This window comes from Maribacter hydrothermalis, assembly GCF_001913155.1.
Lineage (GTDB): Bacteria > Bacteroidota > Bacteroidia > Flavobacteriales > Flavobacteriaceae > Maribacter > Maribacter hydrothermalis.
Genome location: NZ_CP018760.1, coordinates 1,984,112 through 2,007,281 on the forward strand (window position 1 = coordinate 1,984,112; position 23,170 = coordinate 2,007,281).

Below are 23,170 nucleotides of genomic sequence, written 5' to 3' on the forward strand. Positions count from 1 at the left end.
ATGCTTGAACTTCCAAAAGAAAATAAAACGATTGTAATTACAGGTGGTGCGGGTTTTATAGGAAGTAACTTTATACCTTTTTTTTTAGCCAAAAATCCAGCTATTAATGTTTTAAATATTGATAAGCTTACCTATGCAGGTAGTTTAGATAATTTAAAGGAAGTTCAGTCAAACAAAAGATATGCATTCATTAAAGGTGATATATGTGATTTTGACTTGATTAAAAGTGTATTCGAAGATTTTAATATAACCGGTGTAATTAATTTTGCAGCGGAATCTCATGTAGATAATTCTATAAATTCACCTCATAAGTTTATAAAAACTAATATAGAAGGCACCTTTAACCTTCTAGAAGTTGCGAGACACTTTTGGAAAGGAACTAACAATAGATTTCATCAAATATCTACAGACGAAGTATTTGGGTCTTTGGGTGATAATGGTTTTTTTAAAGAGGATTCTAACTATCAACCAAACAGTCCCTATAGTGCATCAAAAGCTTCGGCGGACTTTTTGGTTAGAAGTTATCATCATACTTATGGGATGAATGTAGTTACGAGTAACTGCTCTAATAATTACGGACCAAAACAACATGATGAAAAATTAATACCCACTGTAATTAGAACAGCGCTTGGAGGAAAGGAAATACCCATTTATGGCAATGGTAAAAATGTGAGGGATTGGTTATATGTTATTGACCATTGTAAAGGAATAGACACAATTTATCATAGGGGGAAATCTGGTGAAACATACCTTTTGGGCGGTAACAATGAAATCGACAACTTATCTATTGCACATAAAATATGTAATATATTAGATATAAAGATACCTAAAGAAAATGGAAGTTATAATTCGCAAATCAAATTTGTAAAAGATCGTCTTGGCCATGATTATAGGTATGCTGTTGATGCAACTAAAGCTTCAAAGAATTTAAATTGGACTGCATTGGAAAAATTTGACATCGGTTTAGATAAAACTATTGACTGGTATTTAAATAAATATCATAATATATAATATGAAGGGAATAATTCTCGCAGGTGGAACAGGATCACGTTTATGGCCATTAACTAAAGCTTTGAGTAAGCAGTTAATGCCAATTTATGACAAACCAATGATTTACTATCCCTTATCTACTTTAATGTTGGCAGGGATAAGAGAAATATTGATCATTACTACCGAAGATGATTTAGATTTATTTAAAAAGCTATTGTTAGATGGTAGTCAACTTGGATGTAAGTTTAATTATGCTGTGCAAAATGAGCCAAAAGGATTAGCGGAAGCATTTATTATCGGTAGGGAATTCGTAGCTGATAGTAAAGTTGCATTAATTCTTGGGGATAATATTTTTTATGGTAGTGGGCTTGAAACCTTGTTAAAGAATAATCGTGACCCAAAGGGGGGCATAATTTATGGATACCATGTAAATAACCCAAAGAGATATGGCGTGGTTGAGTTCGATGAAAGTGGTAAAGCTATTTCAATAGTTGAAAAACCCGATCATCCAAAATCAAATTTTGCAGTTCCTGGAATATATTTTTATGACAACGAAGTTATAAAAATTGCACAGGGTATACGGCCGAGTGAAAGAGGGGAGTTAGAAATTACAGATGTAAATAAGGCATACTTAAATAAAGGAAAACTTCAAGTTACTGTTTTAGATAAGGGAATTGCTTGGTTAGACACAGGTACATTCAGTTCGCTCATGCAAGCTTCTCAATTTGTTCAAGTTATAGAAGAAAGACAAGGACTTAAAATAGGTTGTATTGAAGAGGTAGCCTATAAACAAGGTTTTATTAATGAAATACAATTAAAGAAATTAGCAGCACCCTTATTAAAGAGTGGCTATGGTGAATATTTAATGAATTTAATTTAATGAACATAATTAAAACAAAATTTAAGGACTGTTTATTAATTGAACCTAGTTTTTTTGATGATTCAAGAGGACTGTTTTTTGAGACATTTAAAAAGAATCAACTGGAGTCTGCATTGGGATTTGCTATAGAATTTGTTCAAGAAAATACGTCCATTTCTAAAAAAGGCGTTTTAAGAGGGTTACATTTTCAAAAGAATACAGCTGCCCAGGCTAAATTAGTAACTGTCCAGCAAGGGGAAGTACTAGATGTTGTGGTTGACTTAAGGCCCAAAAGCGAAACATTTAAACAGCATTTAAAATTTATATTATCGGACAAAAATCACAACAGTCTTTTTATACCGAAAGGTATGGCCCATGGGTTTTTAGCTTTAACAGACAATACGGTATTTAACTACAAATGCGATAATTACTATAACCCACAAATGGAGGCGGGTATCATTTTTAATGATTCCGACTTAGAAATTGAATGGGATTATCCAATAAACGATTTAATAATATCAAAAAAGGATTTGTTGTTGCCCAGTCTAAAATCAGTCATTAAATGATAAAGATTTTAGTTACTGGTGCTAGTGGTCAATTAGGAAGTTGTCTTCAAAAAATTGCCCCTACATTTAAAACTTGCCAGTTTTACTTTAAAAATTCAGGCGAGTTAGATATATTGAACAAGAAGTTGGTAAACTCGTTATTTGAAAAAGATAAATTCGATTATTGTATTAATTGTGCAGCATATACTAATGTTGAACTGGCAGAGAAAGAACCTGAAAAAGCCTTTAAAGTTAATGCCGAAGGGGCTAGAAATATTGCCTTGGCCTGCAAAAAATCCCAAACTGGTTTAGTTCACCTTTCTACAGATTATGTTTTTGATGGAGAAAAACAAGGGCCATATACAATTCATGACATCCCAAACCCTGTAAATGAATATGGTAAGTCTAAATTGTTGGGAGAGCAATACATAAAAGAAGTCTTTGCAAACTTTCTTATCATAAGAACTTCATGGTTATATTCTGAATTTGGTAAAAATTTTTATAAAACAATTATAGAAAAAAGTAAAACAGAAAAGATTTTAAGGGTGACCGATGAACAGATAGGTTGCCCAACTAATGCGAATAATTTAGCAATGCACATAGTAAAGAAACTCACCGAGAAGAATATTAATTATGGCATTGAACATTTTACAGACGGATATTCTAGTACATGGTTCGATTTTGCTAAAAAAATAGTAAAAGATCAAAACTTACAAGATAAAGTGCAATTAGTTAAAGATAGGAATTATTGTACTTTTGTAAAGAGACCAATAAATAGTGTACTTATTTAGTATATAAATCATCAAGTTTATGGAAATACTTAACCTGATTGGAAGGGACCAGGAGTTATTTGAAAATGATATTAACAAACACGAAAAAGAGTTACATAAAAGGGTGAGTTCCTCTTCATTTTTGGTAATTGGTGGTGCGGGATCTATAGGGCAAGCAGTTACAAAAGAAATATTTAAAAGAAACCCTAAAAAACTGCATGTTGTTGACATAAGCGAAAACAACATGGTTGAATTGGTTCGTGACATTCGTAGCTCTTTCGGGTATATAGATGGCGATTTTCAAACTTTTGCATTAGATATAGGCTCAAGGGAGTATGATGCATTTATTGAAGCTGACGGAATCTATGATTATGTTCTTAATCTTTCGGCATTAAAACATGTTAGAAGTGAAAAAGACCCTTTTACCTTAATGAGAATGATAGAGGTAAATATTTTCAATACCGATAAAACGATCAAACAGGCTATTAAAAAAGGAACTAAAAAATATTTCTGTGTTTCAACTGATAAAGCTGCTAACCCGGTAAATATGATGGGTGCATCTAAACGAATAATGGAAATGTTTCTAATGCGAAATAGTGCTAATATTCCAATTTCTACTGCACGTTTCGCTAATGTCGCCTTTTCTGATGGCTCTTTGTTACATGGTTTTGATCAACGTATTAAGAAAGGTCAACCAATTGTTGCGCCTAATGACATTAAAAGGTATTTTGTTGTGCCGAAAGAAAGCGGAGAATTGTGTTTAATGTCTTGTATTTTTGGGGAGAATAGGGATATCTTTTTTCCGAAACTTAACGAAGGGCTTCATTTAATATCCTTTGCCGACATTGCAGTTAAATATTTAAAATCCTTAGGCTATGAGCCGTTTTTATGTGAGAGCGAACAAGAAGCACGTGAATTAGTTAAAACACTACCAAAAAAAGGTAAATGGCCGTGTCTCTTTTCAGGAAGTGATACCACAGGTGAAAAGGATTTCGAAGAATTTTTCACTGAGCAGGAAACATTAGATATGAACCAGTTTCAAAAATTAGGTATTATTAAAAATGAATTAAATATAGATAACGAAAAGCTAGATTATTTTGAAAAAACAATAACAGCTATTAAAAATCAACCAACTTGGACTAAAGAGCCCATAGTTGAATTGTTTTATCATATGATTCCCAATTTTGGTCATAAGGAGACAGGTAAATATCTAGATAGTAAAATGTAGTCAATTATGGTTAAGGATACAGTACAATTCATTAGAGAGCACTATAATTCGAATGAATTTATACCGCTACATGCTCCGTATTTTGGCGGTAAAGAAAAAGCCTATTTAAACGAATGTATAGATACTACTTTCGTATCTAGTGTTGGGAAATTCGTTGACCAATTCGAAGCGAATATGGCAACATTTACAGGTGCTAAATACGCTGTAGCTACCGTAAATGGTACGGCGGCCTTACATATTGCTTTGCAATTGGCCGGTGTTTTACAAGATGATGAGGTAATAACACAATCTTTAACTTTTATAGCTACATGCAATGCTATAAGTTATATTGGGGCTCATCCCGTATTTGTCGATGTCGATCGCGATACAATGGGATTATCACCAGAAAAACTCCAGCATTTTTTATCCAAAGAAACCATAATGGTTAATGGTCAGTGCATTAATAAAAACACTAAAAAAATTATAAAGGCCGTTGTTCCTATGCACACCTTTGGCATGCCCATAGATTTAGATAAATTAAAATTGGTATGTGACCCGTATAATATTAAAATTGTTGAAGATGCGGCCGAATCGTTAGGTAGCTATCAGAACAATAATCACACGGGAACAAAAGGAATATTTGGAATTTTAAGTTTTAATGGCAATAAAACAATTACAACCGGTGGGGGAGGTATGATTTTGACCAATGACGATTCTTTGGCAAAAAAGGCAAAACATATTACAACAACAGCAAAAATTCCACACAAGTGGGATTTTAACCACGACCAAGTAGGTTATAACTATAGAATGCCCAACATTAACGCTGCTTTAGGTTGTGCCCAACTTGAAAAACTACCGGAAATTTTAAAGAATAAACGTGATCTAGCTCTTAAATACAAAGAATTTTTTAGCGATAAACCAGCTTATTTTGTTACTGAACCAAAGAACACCGTAGCCAATTATTGGTTAAATGCAATTGTACTTGAAAAGGCAGAGGATAGAGATGAATTTTTAAAGGCTACTAACGATGCAGGCGTTATGACCAGACCTATTTGGAAACTCATGAACGATTTGCCAATGTTTAAAAAAGCTCAAAAAGGAAATCTTGAAAATTCAATTTGGCTCGAAGAACGGGTAATAAATATACCAAGTAGTGTAAATTTTTAATATAAAAACTCTAAACAGTAATATTGGGTTTAACGAATAGATACTAATTTTTTTCTATGAATAATTCAATTTTATTTTTCAACTTTTTTAGTTCATGCAAAAATATTAAAGAGGAGATATATATCTGATGAGATTAATAATTTGGTGGTTTTAAAATTGGATTATGTTGATGACCAATTATTCTTAAAAATGTTAGTAACTCTAGAATACGTAGTTTATTGATATTGGGATTATAGTACGTTTAAAGTAAGGGTAAAAAAAAGTAAATTTAGGATGTAAACTACCTAAAGTCGTTTTATAATAGGTGCAGTAAACAACCGGAAAATACAGGTAGGTGGCTATACTATATTAGTATCATCCCTAAAGTGCCTCTAATTAAATTTTTTTAAGTGCACAAAACAAGTTTGTTTAAGAATAATATTTATAATATACCAAGCAGTGTCGAAACATAAAAACATATTTTTTTTAGGATACTCTGGGCATGCATATGTTGCTATAGAAGTGGCAAGGGCTAATGAATTAAACGTTTTGGGGTATTTCGATAAATTAAAAAACATTCAAAACCCATTTAATTTGTTGTACTGTGGAATTGAAAATGATACCGAGTTTAAGAAAAAAGTAAAAAATGCTTATGTTTTCCCTGCTATTGGTGCCAACAATATTAGAGAAAAACTGCACCGTTTACTTATAGAAAATAATATTGAACAAATAGTATTAATTGACCCATCGGCACATATATCTAACTCTGCGGTAATAGGGGAATCAACTTTGGTAAACCCAAACGTGTCCATTAATAGCCTTGCAACTATTGGAAATGGGTGTATCATAAATACCGGTTCTATTGTAGAACACGAGTGTTTAATTGATGATTATACTCATATTGCGCCAGGTGCGGTTTTAGCTGGAAATGTCAAAATCGGTAAAAATTGTTTTATCGGCGCTAATGCTGTTATTAAACAAGGTATTATTATTGCGGATAATGTAACTGTGGGCGCAGGTTCCGTGATCTTAAATAATATAACAGAAAAAGGAATTTGGGTTGGTAATCCTGCAAAACAACTTTTAAAGAAATGAAAAATAAAGTACTGATCATCGCTGAAGCAGGGGTAAACCATAATGGAGATATTTCTTTAGCAAAAAAACTTATAGATGCCGCATCGGATGCTGGGGTAGATTATGTTAAGTTTCAAACTTTTAATTCAAAGAAGCTGGTAAGTAAATCTGCTCAAAAGGCAGATTACCAAAAAGAAAATACGAATGACAAAGGAAAATCACAGCTGAAAATGCTTCAAAAACTTGAACTTAGTAAAGAAGACCATTTGGTATTAATACAGCATTGTAAAGAAAGGAGCATTAAGTTTTTGTCAACTGCTTTTGATTTGGATAGTATAGATTTTTTAAATGAACTGAAAATTGATTTATGGAAGGTACCCTCTGGTGAAATAACCAATTTACCTTATCTAAGAAAATTAGGTGGTTTAGGGAAACCAGTAATTATTTCTACGGGAATGGCTGAGATGTCTGAAATTGAAGATGCCATAAATGTTATCGTTTCATCGGGTACAAAAAAAGAAGAAATAACGGTGTTACATTGTAACACTGAATATCCAACACCTATGCATGATGTAAACTTAACAGCGATGAACACTATAAAAGAAGTGTTTAATGTGCCAATAGGTTACTCTGACCATACATTGGGAGTTGAAGTACCTACAGCAGCTGTAGCCCTAGGCGCAACAGTTATTGAAAAACACTTTACTTTAGATAAAACTATGGATGGCCCTGATCACAAAGCTTCTTTAGAACCTAATGAACTCAAGGCAATGGTAACAGCAATAAGGAACATAGAAAAAGCCTTGGGCAATGGGGTAAAAGCACCTAGTCCAAGCGAAGCAAAAAACAAATCTATTGCCCGTAAAAGTATTGTAGCAAACAAGAATATTTCTAAAGGAGAGCTATTTAATGAAAGCAATATAACTGTAAAGCGACCAGGTACAGGAATTTCGCCTATGAAATGGGACGATATTATTGGTACGGCTGCTACCAAAAACTATAAAGCAGACGAATTAATATGAGGAAAATTGCGGTTATTACTGGTACTAGGGCGGAGTACGGTCTGTTAAAGCCGTTAATAAAGGCTATTGATGGTGCTAAAAATTTACAGCTTCAACTTCTGGTAACCGGTATGCATTTAATGCCAGAATTTGGAAATACGTATTTGCAAATAGTAAAAGACGGATTTACCATTGATGCCAAAATTGAGGATGGTTTAAATGGAGATAGTGCTTTGGATATTTCTAAGGCCGTGGGTAAAGCTACTATAGGCTTTGCACAGGCTTTTAGTGAATTAAATCCTGAAATGATTGTAGTTCTAGGTGATCGAAGCGAAATACTAGCTGCTGTAACAGCGGCAGTAATAAATAACATTCCAGTAGCTCATATTCATGGCGGTGAAACTACAGAAGGAGCGTACGATGAGTTTATAAGACATGCCATTACTAAAATGAGTCATTTACACTTTGCAAGTTGCGAAGTGTATCGAAAAAGAATAATACAATTAGGGGAACAACCACACACTGTTTTTAATGTTGGTGCAATAGGTATAGATAGTATCAAAAACCTTCAATTGTTAGATAAAAAATCGTTTGAGGAATCTATTTCTAAAACGCTTGATGAAAAATCTGTATTGATTACTTTTCATCCGGTTACCATGGAAAATTCTACGGCCGAAGTACAATTCAATGAATTACTATCTGCTTTAGATGACTTGAAAAATACAACCTTGATATTTACAAAACCAAATTCGGATAAAGGTGGTAAGACAATCATTGAAATGATCGATTCTTATGTGGAAAATAATACCGAAAAAGCAATAAGCTTTACATCATTAGGGCAACTTAGATACCTTTCGGCATTAAAACATGTAGACTTTGTAATCGGAAATTCTTCTAGTGGAATTTTAGAAGTTCCCTATTTCCATATTCCAACAATCAACATTGGAGATCGGCAGAAAGGACGGGTAGCCCCAATAAGTGTTATACATTGTAAGCCAACGGCACCCGAAATTTCATCGGCTATTTTAAAGACAACAAGTAAAAAATTCTTAGATGATATTAAAAATCAAGAATTGTTGTTTGGTGATGGTGATGCAACACATAAAATAATGAACCAACTAATTAAATTTGATAATCAAAGTCTTAAAAAATCATTTTACGATTTAAAACCAACCTGTTTTGAGAAACTTTAGAGAACATTTACTGCCTACGCAGAGCACTATACGTGAAGCGCTTATTAAATTACAAGATTTAGCAAAAGATGCCATATTGTTTGTTGTTGACAAAGACGATAAACTTTTAGGGTCACTAACCGATGGCGATATTAGAAGGGGGTTAATAAATGGCGTTGAGGTATCCTGTATAGTCAATAAAATTATTCAACCAAATCCCAAATTTATAAGGAAGGGAGAGAAAAATCTTGAAAAAATTATAGAATATCGCGAAGGAAATTATAGAATACTTCCTGTTTTAGATAACGACAACACTGTTGTAAATGTTATTAATTTTAGGCTTATTCGCTCTTATTTACCTGTAGATGCTGTAATAATGGCAGGGGGAAAAGGAACAAGATTACGGCCACTAACCGAGAATACACCAAAACCATTATTAAAAGTTGGGGATAAACCCATTATGGAGCATAATTTAGATAGGCTTGCTCTTTATGGGATTGATGATTTTTGGATTTCTGTAAAATATTTAGGTGAACAAATAGAAGATTATTTTGGGGATGGTAACAATAAAAGTATTAACCTAAGGTATGTTTGGGAAGACAAACCACTTGGTACCATTGGTGCGGTTTCGACAATCAATAATTTTACACATGATTATGTTTTATTGACCAATTCCGACCTTTTAACTAATTTGGATTACGAACATTTCTTCTTGGATTTTAAAAAGACCGATGCTGACTTAGCGGTTGTTACCATACCTTATCAGGTTAATATTCCCTATGCGGTTTTAGAGACTAGTAACGGCCATGTAGTTAATTTTAAAGAAAAACCTACGTATACTTATTACTCAAACGGGGGTATCTATCTTATAAAAAAGTCGGCGCTGGATTATTTGCCAAAAGATGATTTTTTCAATGCAACCGACCTTATGGAAAAGTTAATTGAAGAAGGAAAAAAGGTAGTTTCCTATCCTTTATCTGGTTATTGGTTAGATATTGGAAAACATGAAGATTTTGAAAAAGCACAGCGCGATTTACAACAAATAAAATTTTAGATGAACATATTAATTACATTGTGTGGTAGAGGTGGCTCTAAGGGAATACCTGGTAAGAATATAAAAATACTGAACGGTAAGCCGTTATTGGCCTACTCAATTAAACACGCCAAAGAGTTCGCTAATGCCCACTCCAATGTAGATATTTTGCTTTCTACCGATGACATAGAAATTAAAGAAGTTGCCTCTTCATTTGGTTTAGATACTGACTATGTAAGACCAGATTATTTGGCCAATGATACCGTTGGTAAAATTGATGTTTTAAAAGATGCAATAAAATTTCAAGAAAACAAAAATCAAAAAGAATACGATATACTTTTGGACCTTGATATTACATCGCCATTAAGAACTCAGAACGATTTAAATGAAGGTCTCAATAAGCTTTTGGCAGATGATAAGGCAATTAATCTATTCTCGGTTTCCAAACCTCATAAGAACCCTTACTTCAACGTTGTAGAAGACGCGGATAATGGCTATTGTAAATTAGTATGCCCCAGTGAAACAAGGTCTAGACAAACAGCACCACAGGTATTTGATATGAATGCTTCTTTTTATTTTTATCGAAGAACCTTTTTTGAAAATGGTTGTAAATCAGCAATCACAGAAAGAAGCTTATATTATGTAATGGATCATATATGTTTTGATTTAGACGAGCCATTAGATTTTGATATGATGGAATATCTTTTAGCAAACAACAAATTAGGAATGACCTTATGAAGGTATTGATTGTTGGTCTTGGTTCTATAGCTTCAAAACATATTGCAGCTTTAAAGAATATTGATCCAAAGGTTGAATTTTACGCAATGCGGTCTTCCTTAAATGCAGATTCTAAAGAGGGGATTACTAATGTGTTTTCTTTTGAGGACTTAAATGATATAGAATTAGATTTCGCAATTATATCTAACCCTACATCAGCTCATAAAGAAACCATAGAACGTTTAATTCCTAAGAAAATACCGTTATTCATAGAAAAACCACTTTTTTCTTCATTAGAGAATGAAGCCGTACTACAAAAAATTGAAAACAATAATATACCTACCTATGTGGCGTGCAACCTTAGATTTTTAGATTGTTTAAAGTTTGCAAAGAAACATATACAAGGTAAAAGGATCAATGAGGTAAATGTATATTGTGGATCGTATTTACCAGATTGGAGGCCTGGCATTGATTATAAAACTACATACAGTGCTAATAAAAAATTAGGTGGAGGTGTGCATATCGATTTAATTCATGAAATAGATTATGCCTATTGGCTGTTTGGTAAGCCACAAGAAGTAAATAAGGTTTTTTCAAGTAAATCTTCTTTGAATATTGATGCTTATGATTATGCAAACTATATGTTAGCATACCCAACATTTAACGCTAACATAATTCTTAATTATTTTCGAAGAGACCCGAAAAGAACGCTTGAGATTGTTTGTGATGATCAAACGTTAAAAGTCGATATTTTAAAAAATACAGTTTATCAAAATCAAGAAATTATTTACAGCTCCGAAAAAACAATAATTGATACCTATGAAGATCAATTACGATTTTTTATTGATGAAGTAATTGCCAAAGGAAATAAATTTAACACAGCAAATGAAGCTTACCAAATATTAAAAATATGCTTACAGAACGATTAAAAGACAAGGTAATAATTGTTACGGGTGGTAGTGGTTTAATCGGCAAGCCTACATTAGATCATTTAAAGAACAGCCAAGCTATTGTTATAAACGCAGACATTAATGCCGATACAAATATCGATAATGGTGACTACAAGTGCGATGTCACTTCTGAAGAATCTATACAGCAATTAGTTGCCCAAGTATACGCAAAGTACGGCAGAATAGATGGTTTGGTAAATAATGCATATCCACGAACTAAAGATTGGGGTAATAAGTTTGAAGATGTACCATTAGAGTCATGGCGAAAGAATGTAGACATGCAAATGAATAGCGTGTTTTACCTATGTCAGTGTGTTTTAAAAATTATGAAAGAACAAGGTTCGGGATCTATCGTTAATATAGCATCAATATATGGTGTTGTTGGTAATGATTTTACCATTTATGAAGGATATGGGGGCACTTCTCCTGCAGCATATTCGGCAATAAAAGGGGGCATCATTAATTTTAGCAAGTATTTAGCATCTTATTATGGTAAATACAATATTAGAGTAAATTGTGTTTCGCCAGGCGGAATTAAAGATGCGCAACATCCTTCGTTTATAGAGCGGTATGAAGATAAATCGCCATTGAAAAGGTTAGGACGGCCAGAAGAAATAGCTCCTGTAATTACTTTTTTATTATCAGAAGAGGCTTCATTTATTACTGGACATAACCTAATGGTAGATGGTGGCTGGACCGCTATATAATATTTAGCATTTCACCTCGTTGAGGTAGTATATATCTTACCTATGAAAATTAGCGTTTTTTCAATTTTAATTGTCGTTTTAATACTATTTCAAAGTTGTAAAACTGATGATACCATAGAAGAAACAGTAGAAATATGCCCAAGAAATGTGGAGGTAGGCTTAGAGGCTTTAACTTCTAATAGTGCTACTATTAAATGGTTAGAGACCCAAGGTTTTGCCTCAAATTATGAATATGGCGAGAAAGGCTTTACGTTGGGCACAGGTATTAAAGGAAATACTTCTGACGAGAATGTTACCCTAGTTGGTTTAAAACCAGATACAGAATATGACTTTTACCTGCAATCTATTTGTACTGCTGAGATTATAGGAGAATTTATCACCAATCCGTACACATTTACCACGTTAACATGTTATGAGTTATATTCTGAGAATTTAGGATTTAAAGGTTATGTAGAAAATGGTGATTTTAATGCTTTTTGGTTACCGAAGAGAACAGCAGATGAATGGCAAGTTGCGATGGCAATAAATGGAACAACTAACCCCACTGAATCACAAATTTATACGGTAGAAAGTAATACTGGCAATTTTAATTTTCCAGATATTGAACCAAATGTTGAGTATATTTTTTTTGTTAGGGGAAAATGTAACAATGCTTATGGTGATTGGGTTACAAAAAATATAAATACCGGTGATGAAAATTTAACATCACCCTGTATTGCAAATGCAACAATCGTTGATAATGATGGTTATTATATTAATTTTTCTGTGAATAGTCAGTCAAATTATTTTGTAGAAATTTTAGAGGAAAATACAGAAAAGGGTAGTGGTTTACTATTTGAAATAGAAAAAAATTCTTCATTTAATATTGAGAAACGGACTTTTCATAATGAATATTCTGAATATATAAAGGCAGATACTAATTATGATATTTTTGTTCGTGTAGCCTGTGGTTCTTCTTTTTCAGAATACTCAAAGGTCTTAACTTATCGTTCGCCGTTTGCAAATGTTGTGTTCTTTGCTGAAAGCACCATTAAGGATGATCAACTACTATTAAGCTGGTACGACTTCCGTTACGGTTTCAATTATGAATATTGTCAATCTTACGATCAAGTAACTTATGAAATTGAATATGGCCTACAGGATTTTATAGAAGGTGAAGGAGTTTTGATTGAAACAGAAGCGGTATCTACCGGAAGTAGTTTCATATATAACTTACCCTTAAATATTTTAGAATCTGGCAGTACCTATGAGTTTTCTATACGTTCGGTTGTTAATGGCAATAGTAGAAGTAGTTGGAACTCTTTAAATAGCGGAGCCTGTAATCAATCTAATATCGGACGATTTGTTTTTACAGCACCGTAGAATTGTTGATTGTAGTTTTGGTTTCAGTATTTTTACGGAAACATTCAATATTTTTTATAATTGGAGCCTTCTAAAAAACAGTTGAAATATAGTATACTTCCAATTATTTTGGTGTTGCTACTTTTTTTTCAAATTAGAAAAAGAAATGAGCAGATAGAGCAGCGTAATAATAAACAAGAGGCAATTAATAGCTCAAATAGTGTCTATGCTAAACTTTTAAATCAACGTAGTATATATAGAGATAGTGTTTATAGCATATATATAGCTGTAATTAATGATAGTGCAGAACTCATATTTCTTAAACGAGATACATTGAATAACATACAGCGCCAAAGCAAGTTTTTTGTGCATCTGTACCCTAAGGATAAAAAAGATTTGTTGGGAAAAACTAATCTTAATGCTATCGATTTTAAAAGTAATTTTTCCTCATTTACAATTAATGGTCGATTATTTAACGTTGCACATACAAAATTACCAGATTACGATATAGAAAAACTTAACTTAGGCCAGTATGGGTTTAACGGTAATAATGATGTAAATTATAAAATATCCCATTTAATAGATGGTGAAAAAGTTGCTACTATTTTAAAAGAAAATAAGGAAACCATCGAAAATTTTAAAGAAATCGATAAATCATTCTGATAGATTAATATGACCGGGTTACTAAAGAAAATAAAATTTGATAATAAAGCAGACCGCCTAGGTCCAGATTGTCCTTTTACACATTGGAAATTATATTTCAAAAAATCGATGCAAAAAATCTGTCACAAAAAATTTGAGCGTTTTGGTAAGGATGCAGAATTTAGGCCTTATGCATATGCAATAAATTGTTCGAAAATTAGCATTGGCAATCAAGTAGTTATAAGACCTGGTAGTATGTTATTTGCAGATATTAGAGACCCCAATAAAGGCAGAATTATAATTGAAGATAGGGTTTTAGTTGGTTCTGGCGTGCACATCTATGTTTCAAATCACAAGTTTGGAGAATTTAATACACCAATAATAGATCAAGGGCATTTTGACGCTTTTGATACCATAATTAAAACAGGAGCGTGGATTGGTGCGAATAGTATTTTATTACCAGGAATTACCGTAGGAAAGAATAGTATTGTAGGGGCTGGTAGTATTGTTACTAAAGACGTACCAGACAATACAGTAGTAGCAGGTAACCCAGCTAGAATTTTAAAGACCTTGTCTTGAGAAATAGTATAGAAAGTGTTTTAACACGGGGTATATCCATTCTCTCTAAGTTTCTTCTTTTAGGGTATTTGGCGAAAATACTATCCTTAGAAGATTATGGTAGTTTTCAGCTTATCAGTTATTTTATTATGATTTCAACGACCATTTTTGGACTAGAATATTATAATATTAGCAATAGAAATATTGTTAAGGCAGAAAATAAAGATGAGGTTTATATAGACCATTTACGCTTCTTTTACACACTTTCACCACTTATTTTTATTGTACAAATTTTAGTGTTTTTATCACTTTTTCCAAGTGAACTTATTACGATTAGCAATATTTTGCTCATTTTAATTATTGGAATTCTGGACTATTTTTCTCAAGAGGCATATCGCTACCTAATGATTAATAAATTATATAGAAAAGGTAATGTTCAGCTAATTTATAAAAGTGGGTTTTTTATCCTCCTTATCCTTTTGTACGAATTTTTCTTTTCAGATATCGATTTTAAAGTGTTGCTGCAAATACTTTTACTGTCCTATGTTTTATTATTTTTAGTTGTGTATAAAGTGTTTTCAAAACATCTTTTCCAATTTACATTTAGTCATTTTAAGTTTCTTAATTACATTGAATTAAAGAAGACATTATCTGTTTTAACACCATTTCTTTTACTTATCTTTTTTCTAAAAGGGATTGAGTTTGTCGACAAATTTTTAATTGGAAAACAAGTAGGACTTGAAAAAACAGGTATTTATTCTTTCCTTTTTTCAATGGCATCTGTTTTAGGGGTGTTTGTTATTAGCGGCTTCTATATAATTTACCTACCACAACTTATAGCTAATTTTAAAAGTGATAAAAATGGGTTTAAGAAAGTCTTCTTTAAATTTTCTTTGCTAACAATAATTTCAAGCATAGTAATAGCCATACTTATTGTACTTATAAGCCCTTATGTATTTGAAATTATTGACAAGAAAATTATGTTAGCGCATATAGATGTTTTATACTTGCTTTTAATCGGGTTTGTTTTGCATAATACTTCGCTTATTCCACACGTATTTTTGTACGTTTGCCATGATGAAGCTAAAATAAGTTTAATAATGGGCTTAGCTTTTATGGTTAATCTAGTTTTAAATTTATTTATGATTCCTAAATTAGGAATAATGGGTGCGGGCTATAGTTTTGTAATTACTTATGTAGTAATTGTAGTGTTCAAAACCATAAGAGCAATAATAAAATGGAGAAGCGTAGTTGTTTAGTTGTTTTTGAGAGTTCTATGGAAAGGCGGTACGCTCAAATGGCCGAAATACATGGTTTTACTTTGTATAATGTTGGGCTAATAAATGATTGGAAAAATAGTTTTATAGATAACTTAAAGACACGAATAAATTCAAAAGAGCTTCTTTATCAAAAAAGAGCTTTAATGATTCAATTTTTAAAGGATAACGATTTTAATAACATATTTCTTTCAAATGCCGAAGGCTATGTAAGTAAAAATTTTATTCCGTCTATACAAAAAGAGATTCCTAATGTTAAAGTAATAGCATTACAACATGGACTTTTTCCATTAAAGCATTCTGTTTTTAAAGAAATACCAAGAGACTTAATAAATACATTAGTTCATAAAGTTAAAGGCATATTTCCATTAGGGTCTGGTTTTGGAGGTATAATATTAGATGAATACTATGTGTATTCAGAACGTGAAAAAGAGTTTTTAGTTTCTAAAAGAGGTTGGAGCCCTACTTCAGTTATTGTAGATATTAAGTTCATAAAACCAGAAATTTATCAGCAATATGTGGCGCTAAAAAAGGTTAAAAATTCAGATGAAGTAACGGCTGTTTTTTTATTACAAGGTCTTTTCATTGCAGGTCTATGTTCAGAAAAAAATGAAATGCAATTAATTGAAAGGACAATTAATTATTTGTCAAAAAAGTATACAAAGGTTTTAATAAAAGAGCACCCTGCTTGTGAAGGTAGATTAAAGCAAATACTCCTTCCTGATAATGTTAGTGAAGCGTCTAATTTGTTTGAATCGTTTTCAAAAGCAAATGACGCTTACAGTTTCTTTTCTACTGCATTAATAGACGCTAAAATTTTTAATTTAAAAACGGTTGGCATTAGTTCTAAGAGTATTAAAGTTGACAAAGAAATTTATGATAATTTTGATTTAAATATTGATTTTGAAAAAGATATCGCTTCCTAAATTAAGTGTTAGTTTACTTTTACTTTCACTTCCTCTTAATTTTATCGCTTTTAGTGGTTTAGGGAATGTCTATTCTTCAACTTTATTAATTTTCACCTTATTTCTGTTGCTTGTAAGTGTTCGCTTTAAAAGAATATTTTCTAAAAGTGATGTCTTACTAAGTGTTGTAATTTTTATATCACTACTTCTATTTACTATTCTCAATGTTTTGTTCGATGGAGGACATGGACTCAAAATGCAATTGATTTTTGCCGTAATTTATTTTCAAAGTTTTTTAGTTTTCATAATTTCCTATTATACGCTAGATAAAGTAAAATGGGATTATATATTTAAGCTTTATTTGTTTGTAGGACTATTGCTTTTTTTAAGAATGGCAATGGAAGAACCGCAAAATCTTTTCGGGTTTAGTGCCATTAGAGGGGAAAGAATTGAAGCAAATTTTGCTGGAGCCGTCAATAATTTTGCGTTACTAATAGGTTTGTGTGTTATTATAAGTTTCTTTTATATAAAGAATAAAACACTTAAAATAATTTTTTCAATTGCTTCATTGTTTGTTTTAATTCTTACTATGTCCAGAGGAGCACTTTTAGGTACTATTATCACCTTTTTTTTGGTGGCTTTTTATGATACAGACTCTAAAACTTTAAAAAACTTGTTAAGAATTAGTGCGGCAATATCGTTTATAGCCATAGTTGGGCTGTTTTATTTTGATAAAATAGACTTAGTTGTCACTACTGTTCAAGATCGTTTTTTGGGTGTTTTTAGTGGCGAGGCTAGTGTAAAACAGTTTTCTTCAGGTAGAGGTATAATTCTTTCTGATATTTATAATAACCACTTTGTTCATTCTAGTATTTTCGAATTTTTATTTGGGCATGGCATGGGTAGTATTGAGTTTACTGTAAATGGTGCTCCCTATGAATCTTCACATAATATTTTTATGGATTTCGCCTATCGCAATGGGGTATTGTTTTTGTTATCCTATATGTTTTTCTTCCTTTATTTATTATACAAGTTTATTCAATATAGAAGTAAAGAAAATTTAGCTCTTTTCGGAATATTTGTTTTTTTACATTTTGAGCTTTTGGTAAACCCATATTTGTTTGCAGTCCAAATGGGGTGGATTTACTCCTTTTTTTTAGCGGGCTTTTTAATTAGATTAAAAGCTCAGCGTAATAAAAATTTAGAAAGTTCAATATTATGACATTTATTGACAAGCATAATATACCACCCAAAACGCCAGTTGGTTTTATAAACAACATTTTACCATTTATTTTGGGTTTAATGCCTATTTTGTCAATAGTTTTTGATGAAAAGTTGGTTCCTCTTTATATAATTATACTCTTAATATCCTACCTTTTTGAAAAAGATAAAAAAGCAAACTTTGTAAAGAATAAAAGGTATTTATTACCATTTGTTATAATGATTAGTGTTTTCGTAATTTTTACACTAGTATCATCAGATATACTTTTGTCTTTAAAAGTTTTGGAAAGACAAATTTCATTTATTTTATTGCCATTACTAGTATTTACCGCAGATTGGTCGCGTAAAAGGTTGATTGTGTTTTTAAAGACTTTTACTTTCGGCTTATCTATATTTTGCTTAATTTCTTTTGGTTTACTTATTTGGTTCTACATTACTAATCAAGATTGGATTGTTACAATGAACCAAATGCAAAATAATGGTACATATTTACTATTTAAGTTTCCTCATTTGGTAAACACGCATCCAACTTATTGGAGCTATCTCTTAATTTTCGGAAATATCATAGTATTAAGCAATTACTTCTTCTTTTTCTTCAAAGGAAAATATATTGGTCTTTTAATGTTATTGATCTTTAACACAATTATTTTATTATTAGCTTCAAGAACACCTTTAGTAATCAATATATTAGTTTTTATTAGCACATTTACTTTGTTATTTAAATACAGTAGAAAATATTCTAATAAAAAGTTATTATTAATGGGAGTAGTGGTTTTGGGTCTTGTTGTTTTTGTAGCCCCAAACATTAATCTGTTAAAGATTAAAACTGCCGATTCTTTTAATGATGACAGGTTCTACCTGTGGCCTATCGCTTTAGATCAAATTAAAAATAATTATTATGTACTAGGTGAAGGGTTGGGCTTAGGTAATAGTATGCTTAAAGAGTATATTATTGAAAATGGAGATATGCGTAAAAATTATAATTCTTTTGACTTGCATAACCAGTATCTTAGGCATTATTTGGATATGGGTATTTTAGGACTAGGGTCTTTAGTTTATTTCATATTTAGCCCATTAATGTTTAAAAGAAATGTGTTTTATAGTCCGGATTCATTTTTAACTATTTCGCTAGTACTATTACTTAGTTTGGCATGTATTACCGAGGCCCCTCTTTATCGCTTGAAAGGAATTGTGGTTTTTTCAATATTTTATCCAATTTTTTTAATTGCGGGGGATAATTTAAAACTAAGAAAAGAAATAGTCTAATTTGTAAAGGCGAAAATACAGCTGCCTATTGTAAAGAACTTTGTCGACTCTTAGTCATTTATGGAATATGGGAAATTAATTGATAAGATTTATATATAATTATTTTAAATAGACTGATTTTTATTTCTTTCATAAATATATCTTGTTTCCTTAATTTTTTAATCGTTTTGTATGTATTTTAAGCCCGAGAATTATTTGACGAAAAATTGTTAAATAGAAGAGAAATTACCTGTTAAATAGAAGCCTGAAAAATTAGAACTTGAAAATACTTCAAATAAATAAATACTATCAACCTGATATTGGAGGTGTAGAAACCGTCGTTAAACAATATGCTGAAAATTTAGGTGAGGGATTTGATGTAACCGTACTTTGCATTAAAAAAAGATTTTCTTTTAAAACAGAACAGGAAGAAGTAAATGGCGTTAAAATTATAAGGTGTTCATCATTGGGTTCGTTTTGGTCAATGCCTGTATCATTTTCTTTTTTTTGGGTGTTTTTAAGATATTATAAGTCTTATGATATTTTGCATTTTCACGAACCTTTTCCATTAGCTTCAATGCTTTCTTTTATTATAAGTAAAAAGAATAAAATTGTTATCACCTGGCATAGTGATATTATAAAACAAAAAGCAATAAAAAGAATAGTTGAAATTTTTCAAAGAAAGCTATGTGAAAAAGCTAAATTAATATTTACGACATCGCCTAATTTGCTTGAATTTTCTAGTATACTTAAAGAGTTCAGAGATAAAGTATATATACTCCCTTTAAGTATTCCTTCAAATAAAAGTATTAGCAAACAGAATAATGATTACATATTATATTTGGGTAGATTAGCGTATTACAAGGGTATAAATGTTTTATTAGAAGCGTATGAAATAGCTAATACTAATTTGGAATTGTTTATTGTAGGTAGAGGAGAAAAAGATATTACTGAAGATATCTTAGAACATTGTGCTAAAACAAGCAAAAAAATAAGATTTATCAATAAATTTGTAACCGAAGATGAGAAAGATGAATTTTTTAAAAAGTGTTCTTTTTTTGTGCTCCCTTCTATTGCCGCTAGTGAAGCATTTGCGATAATTCAATTAGAGGCGATGATACACGGTAAGGCAGTTATAAATACTGACTTGCCAACTGGAGTGCCTTTTGTGAGCTTAGATGGCAGAACCGGAATAACAGTGGCTTCTAATAACCAACATGAATTGGCTAAGGCATTAGATAAATTGACAGAAAATGTTGATCTCAGACAAGCTTTAGGTAGTAACGGGCATAAAAGAGTAATAGAGGAGTTTTCTGATGATGTGATAATAGAAAAATTAAGGAAGAAGTATATAGAAATTTACAATTTATAATAAAGGCATTGTTTTATTATGACTTTATTAATTCAATATTGAATAAGTGTAGCTTTTGAATGAAGTAAAGGAATGATTTATATTTTAATTAAATAAAATGGCGAAACTCTCTATATTAAATTCATTAGAGCGCAAATTCATACTATTATTAGGAGATTTATTAATAATCATTTCTAGCTTAAATGTTTTCATTTATCACGCAATAGATTATGTTTCTTTAAAATTAAAAATTGGTGTTTTTGGTTTCGGGATCGTTAGCTATTTACTTTTATCATACATATTAGATTCTTATAACCTTCAAAAAACATTAAAAAGAAAGTTAGTAATATCACAGGCCTTATATATAACGGGACTGTTTGTTTTTATAGTTTTTATTTTTTCGGTTATTTTCTTCGATACAAGTTTCTGGAGAATTCCGCTTTTAGTTTTTTTAATACTTACCCCAATTGAAATCGCTTTATGGCGACTGTTTTTTGTAAATGTTTTCAGAGTTTTACCTACTGTAAAGAATGTATTACTTATTTATGATAAAGAAACTGGAAAAGACTTTAAAAAAGTAATTTCTGCTATTGATGGCGATGATTTAGAAACATTTTATCGTGTTAAATTAACTTACCAGCTTGGTCAAGATAGTGACTTAAGGAAAAAATTTCTTCATGCGACAGAAAAAGTAGATTCTTGGATTATCAATATTAGAAATTATAATGATATTCCAACTGACTTGGAGAAGGTCTTGTTAAAATCAATACTAAGAGGTAAGGATGTTATTTCTTATACGTCATTTTATGAGAACACTTATGAGGCCTTGCCCATACAATCACATAATGATAGTTTTTATGAAATACTACAATTTAGAAATCGTAAAATACGGTATGTACATACCGTATTTAGCTTCTTTGTAAATCTTATACTTTCCCTGGTGGTTGGTTTTGTGTGTTTACTATGCATACCAATAGTGTGGTTTTTAAATATATTTTTGAATAGGGGGCCATTGTTCTATACTCAAAAAAGAGTGGGTCTATATGGTAATGAATTTAAAATATATAAGTTTCGCTCTATGGTGGTAAATGCCGAAAAAGAAGGGGCTAAAATGGCAGTTAAAAACGATGTTAGAATAACCCCATTTGGACGAGTCCTTAGAATTTTTAGAGTGGACGAATTACCTCAAATATTAGCGGTCATAAAAGGTGATATGCAATTTATTGGCCCTAGACCAGAGCGAAAGGTTTTTGTAAACCAATTAAATTCACTAGTTCCTTTTTATGGAACAAGGCATCTTATAAAACCTGGAATAACTGGTTGGGCACAGGTTAAATATAAATATGGGGAAAATTTAGAGGATTCCATTAAAAAATTAGAATACGATTTATATTATATAAAGAACCGTTCTATAACGCTTGATTTAAGAATCATATTTAAAACGGTAACAACCGTATTATTTTCTAGAGGAATTTAGTTTATGAAAAGAATTTTAATAACAGGGGCTGCAGGGTTTCTAGGGTCTCATTTATGTGATCGGTTTATTGCCGAAGGATTTCATGTCATTGGCATGGATAATCTTATCACCGGCGATTTAAAAAATATAGCGCACCTTTTTCCATTACAGCATTTCGAATTTCACCATCATGATGTTTCTACGTTTGTTCATTTAGAAGGTAAACTAGATTATATACTTCATTTTGCTTCACCTGCAAGCCCAATAGATTATTTGAAGATTCCTATAGAAACTTTAAAAGTTGGATCTTTGGGTACCTTAAATCTACTTGGCCTTGCTAAAGAAAAAAATTCGAGAATATTAGTCGCATCAACTTCTGAGGTATATGGCGACCCCTTGGTTCACCCACAAACCGAAGAGTATTACGGCAATGTTAGCCCAATAGGTCCTCGCGGTGTTTATGACGAAGCCAAGCGCTTCATGGAGTCCATTACAATGGCTTATCACAGACATCATGGTCTAGACACACGCATAGTTAGAATTTTTAATACGTATGGGCCTAGAATGCGCTTAAATGATGGCAGGGTAGTTCCGGCATTTATGGGACAAGCTTTAAGAGGCGAGGACCTAACTGTTTTTGGTGATGGTTCTCAAAGTAGGTCTTTTTGTTATATAGACGATCAAGTAGAGGGAATATACCGATTATTATTTAGTGATTATACCAATCCTATTAATATCGGAAATCCACATGAAACTACAATTAAAGAGTTTGCTGAAGAGATTATAGCTCTTACTGGAACCAAACAAAAGGTTATTTATAAACCGTTACCTCAAGATGACCCTATGCAGCGCCAGCCAGATATTACAAAAGCAAAAGAAATTTTAGGTTGGGAACCAAAAGTTGGAAGAGCCAAGGGTTTAAAAATCGTATATGATTATTTCAAATCGTTGTCTAAAGAGGAATTACAAAAGAAAGAGCATCGTAATTTCTCTGGAATTTAAG

At 31.7% G+C, this 23,170-nt stretch carries 23 protein-coding genes; all 23 read left to right on the forward strand.

What is annotated here, in order from left to right:
• The 23 genes from rfbB (at position 1) to BTR34_RS08545 (ending at position 23,169) form a co-directional block, all read left to right on the forward strand.
• A complete protein-coding gene (gene rfbB, locus BTR34_RS08435; RefSeq protein WP_068480067.1) occupies positions 1 to 1,011 on the forward strand; it encodes a dTDP-glucose 4,6-dehydratase in 1,011 nt (336 codons plus the stop codon).
• A gap of 1 nt (position 1,012) precedes the next feature.
• On the forward strand, positions 1,013 to 1,870 hold the full coding sequence (gene rfbA / locus BTR34_RS08440) for a glucose-1-phosphate thymidylyltransferase RfbA (RefSeq protein ID WP_068480070.1): 858 nt from the start codon (positions 1,013 to 1,015) through the stop codon (positions 1,868 to 1,870).
• On the forward strand, positions 1,870 to 2,415 hold the full coding sequence (gene rfbC, locus BTR34_RS08445) for a dTDP-4-dehydrorhamnose 3,5-epimerase (RefSeq protein ID WP_068480073.1): 546 nt from the start codon (positions 1,870 to 1,872) through the stop codon (positions 2,413 to 2,415). Before rfbA ends, rfbC begins: the two co-directional genes overlap by 1 nt.
• Positions 2,412 to 3,185, forward strand: a complete 774-nt coding sequence (rfbD, locus tag BTR34_RS08450; protein ID WP_068480076.1) for a dTDP-4-dehydrorhamnose reductase — start codon at positions 2,412 to 2,414, stop codon at positions 3,183 to 3,185. The genes rfbC and rfbD overlap by 4 nt, the downstream gene beginning before the upstream one ends.
• Before the next feature lie 19 nt (positions 3,186 to 3,204).
• A complete protein-coding gene (locus BTR34_RS08455; RefSeq protein ID WP_068480079.1) occupies positions 3,205 to 4,392 on the forward strand; it encodes a UDP-N-acetylglucosamine 4,6-dehydratase in 1,188 nt (395 codons plus the stop codon).
• Positions 4,393 to 4,398: 6 nt separating this feature from the next.
• A complete protein-coding gene (locus tag BTR34_RS08460) occupies positions 4,399 to 5,538 on the forward strand; it encodes a LegC family aminotransferase (RefSeq protein ID WP_068480081.1) in 1,140 nt (379 codons plus the stop codon).
• 438 nt (positions 5,539 to 5,976) lie between these two features.
• Positions 5,977 to 6,612, forward strand: a complete 636-nt coding sequence (locus tag BTR34_RS08465; RefSeq protein WP_068480084.1) for an acetyltransferase — start codon at positions 5,977 to 5,979, stop codon at positions 6,610 to 6,612.
• Positions 6,609 to 7,613: an N-acetylneuraminate synthase gene (gene neuB / locus BTR34_RS08470; RefSeq protein ID WP_068480087.1), complete on the forward strand. Its 1,005-nt coding sequence runs from the start codon at positions 6,609 to 6,611 to the stop codon at positions 7,611 to 7,613. Before BTR34_RS08465 ends, neuB begins: the two co-directional genes overlap by 4 nt.
• Positions 7,610 to 8,785: a UDP-N-acetylglucosamine 2-epimerase gene (gene neuC, locus BTR34_RS08475; RefSeq protein WP_068480090.1), complete on the forward strand. Its 1,176-nt coding sequence runs from the start codon at positions 7,610 to 7,612 to the stop codon at positions 8,783 to 8,785. Before neuB ends, neuC begins: the two co-directional genes overlap by 4 nt.
• Entirely contained in the window at positions 8,772 to 9,818 is a 1,047-nt protein-coding gene (locus BTR34_RS08480; protein WP_068480093.1) for a nucleotidyltransferase family protein, read from the forward strand. The genes neuC and BTR34_RS08480 overlap by 14 nt, the downstream gene beginning before the upstream one ends.
• Entirely contained in the window at positions 9,819 to 10,535 is a 717-nt protein-coding gene (locus tag BTR34_RS08485) for an acylneuraminate cytidylyltransferase family protein (protein WP_068480097.1), read from the forward strand. It abuts the gene before it with no gap.
• Positions 10,532 to 11,443: a Gfo/Idh/MocA family protein gene (locus tag BTR34_RS08490; protein ID WP_068480100.1), complete on the forward strand. Its 912-nt coding sequence runs from the start codon at positions 10,532 to 10,534 to the stop codon at positions 11,441 to 11,443. The genes BTR34_RS08485 and BTR34_RS08490 overlap by 4 nt, the downstream gene beginning before the upstream one ends.
• Positions 11,425 to 12,171: an SDR family oxidoreductase gene (locus BTR34_RS08495; RefSeq protein WP_068480103.1), complete on the forward strand. Its 747-nt coding sequence runs from the start codon at positions 11,425 to 11,427 to the stop codon at positions 12,169 to 12,171. Before BTR34_RS08490 ends, BTR34_RS08495 begins: the two co-directional genes overlap by 19 nt.
• Positions 12,172 to 12,213: 42 nt before the next feature.
• On the forward strand, positions 12,214 to 13,533 hold the full coding sequence (locus tag BTR34_RS08500) for a fibronectin type III domain-containing protein (RefSeq protein ID WP_068480105.1): 1,320 nt from the start codon (positions 12,214 to 12,216) through the stop codon (positions 13,531 to 13,533).
• A gap of 81 nt (positions 13,534 to 13,614) precedes the next feature.
• Positions 13,615 to 14,175 (forward strand): hypothetical protein, encoded by a 561-nt coding sequence (locus BTR34_RS08505; protein ID WP_157483712.1) that lies wholly within the window; start codon positions 13,615 to 13,617, stop codon positions 14,173 to 14,175.
• A gap of 9 nt (positions 14,176 to 14,184) precedes the next feature.
• On the forward strand, positions 14,185 to 14,733 hold the full coding sequence (locus tag BTR34_RS08510) for an acyltransferase (RefSeq protein ID WP_068480112.1): 549 nt from the start codon (positions 14,185 to 14,187) through the stop codon (positions 14,731 to 14,733).
• Complete coding sequence (locus BTR34_RS08515) at positions 14,730 to 15,971, forward strand: MATE family efflux transporter (RefSeq protein ID WP_068480116.1); 1,242 nt, start codon at positions 14,730 to 14,732, stop codon at positions 15,969 to 15,971. The genes BTR34_RS08510 and BTR34_RS08515 overlap by 4 nt, the downstream gene beginning before the upstream one ends.
• Positions 15,950 to 16,915, forward strand: coding sequence for a polysialyltransferase family glycosyltransferase (locus BTR34_RS08520; RefSeq protein WP_074472121.1), 966 nt, complete (start codon positions 15,950 to 15,952; stop codon positions 16,913 to 16,915). Before BTR34_RS08515 ends, BTR34_RS08520 begins: the two co-directional genes overlap by 22 nt.
• Positions 16,893 to 18,116, forward strand: a complete 1,224-nt coding sequence (locus tag BTR34_RS08525) for an O-antigen ligase family protein (protein WP_157483714.1) — start codon at positions 16,893 to 16,895, stop codon at positions 18,114 to 18,116. Before BTR34_RS08520 ends, BTR34_RS08525 begins: the two co-directional genes overlap by 23 nt.
• Positions 18,113 to 19,381, forward strand: coding sequence for an O-antigen ligase family protein (locus tag BTR34_RS08530; RefSeq protein WP_068480126.1), 1,269 nt, complete (start codon positions 18,113 to 18,115; stop codon positions 19,379 to 19,381). Before BTR34_RS08525 ends, BTR34_RS08530 begins: the two co-directional genes overlap by 4 nt.
• A gap of 259 nt (positions 19,382 to 19,640) precedes the next feature.
• The gene (locus BTR34_RS08535) at positions 19,641 to 20,732 is read left to right on the forward strand and encodes a glycosyltransferase (RefSeq protein WP_068480129.1); all 1,092 of its coding nucleotides are present in this window, start codon (positions 19,641 to 19,643) and stop codon (positions 20,730 to 20,732) included.
• Positions 20,733 to 20,829: 97 nt separating this feature from the next.
• Complete coding sequence (locus tag BTR34_RS08540) at positions 20,830 to 22,188, forward strand: sugar transferase (protein ID WP_068480132.1); 1,359 nt, start codon at positions 20,830 to 20,832, stop codon at positions 22,186 to 22,188.
• Positions 22,189 to 22,191: 3 nt separating this feature from the next.
• Positions 22,192 to 23,169, forward strand: a complete 978-nt coding sequence (locus BTR34_RS08545; protein ID WP_068480135.1) for a UDP-glucuronic acid decarboxylase family protein — start codon at positions 22,192 to 22,194, stop codon at positions 23,167 to 23,169.
• Position 23,170: the final 1 nt, after the last annotated feature.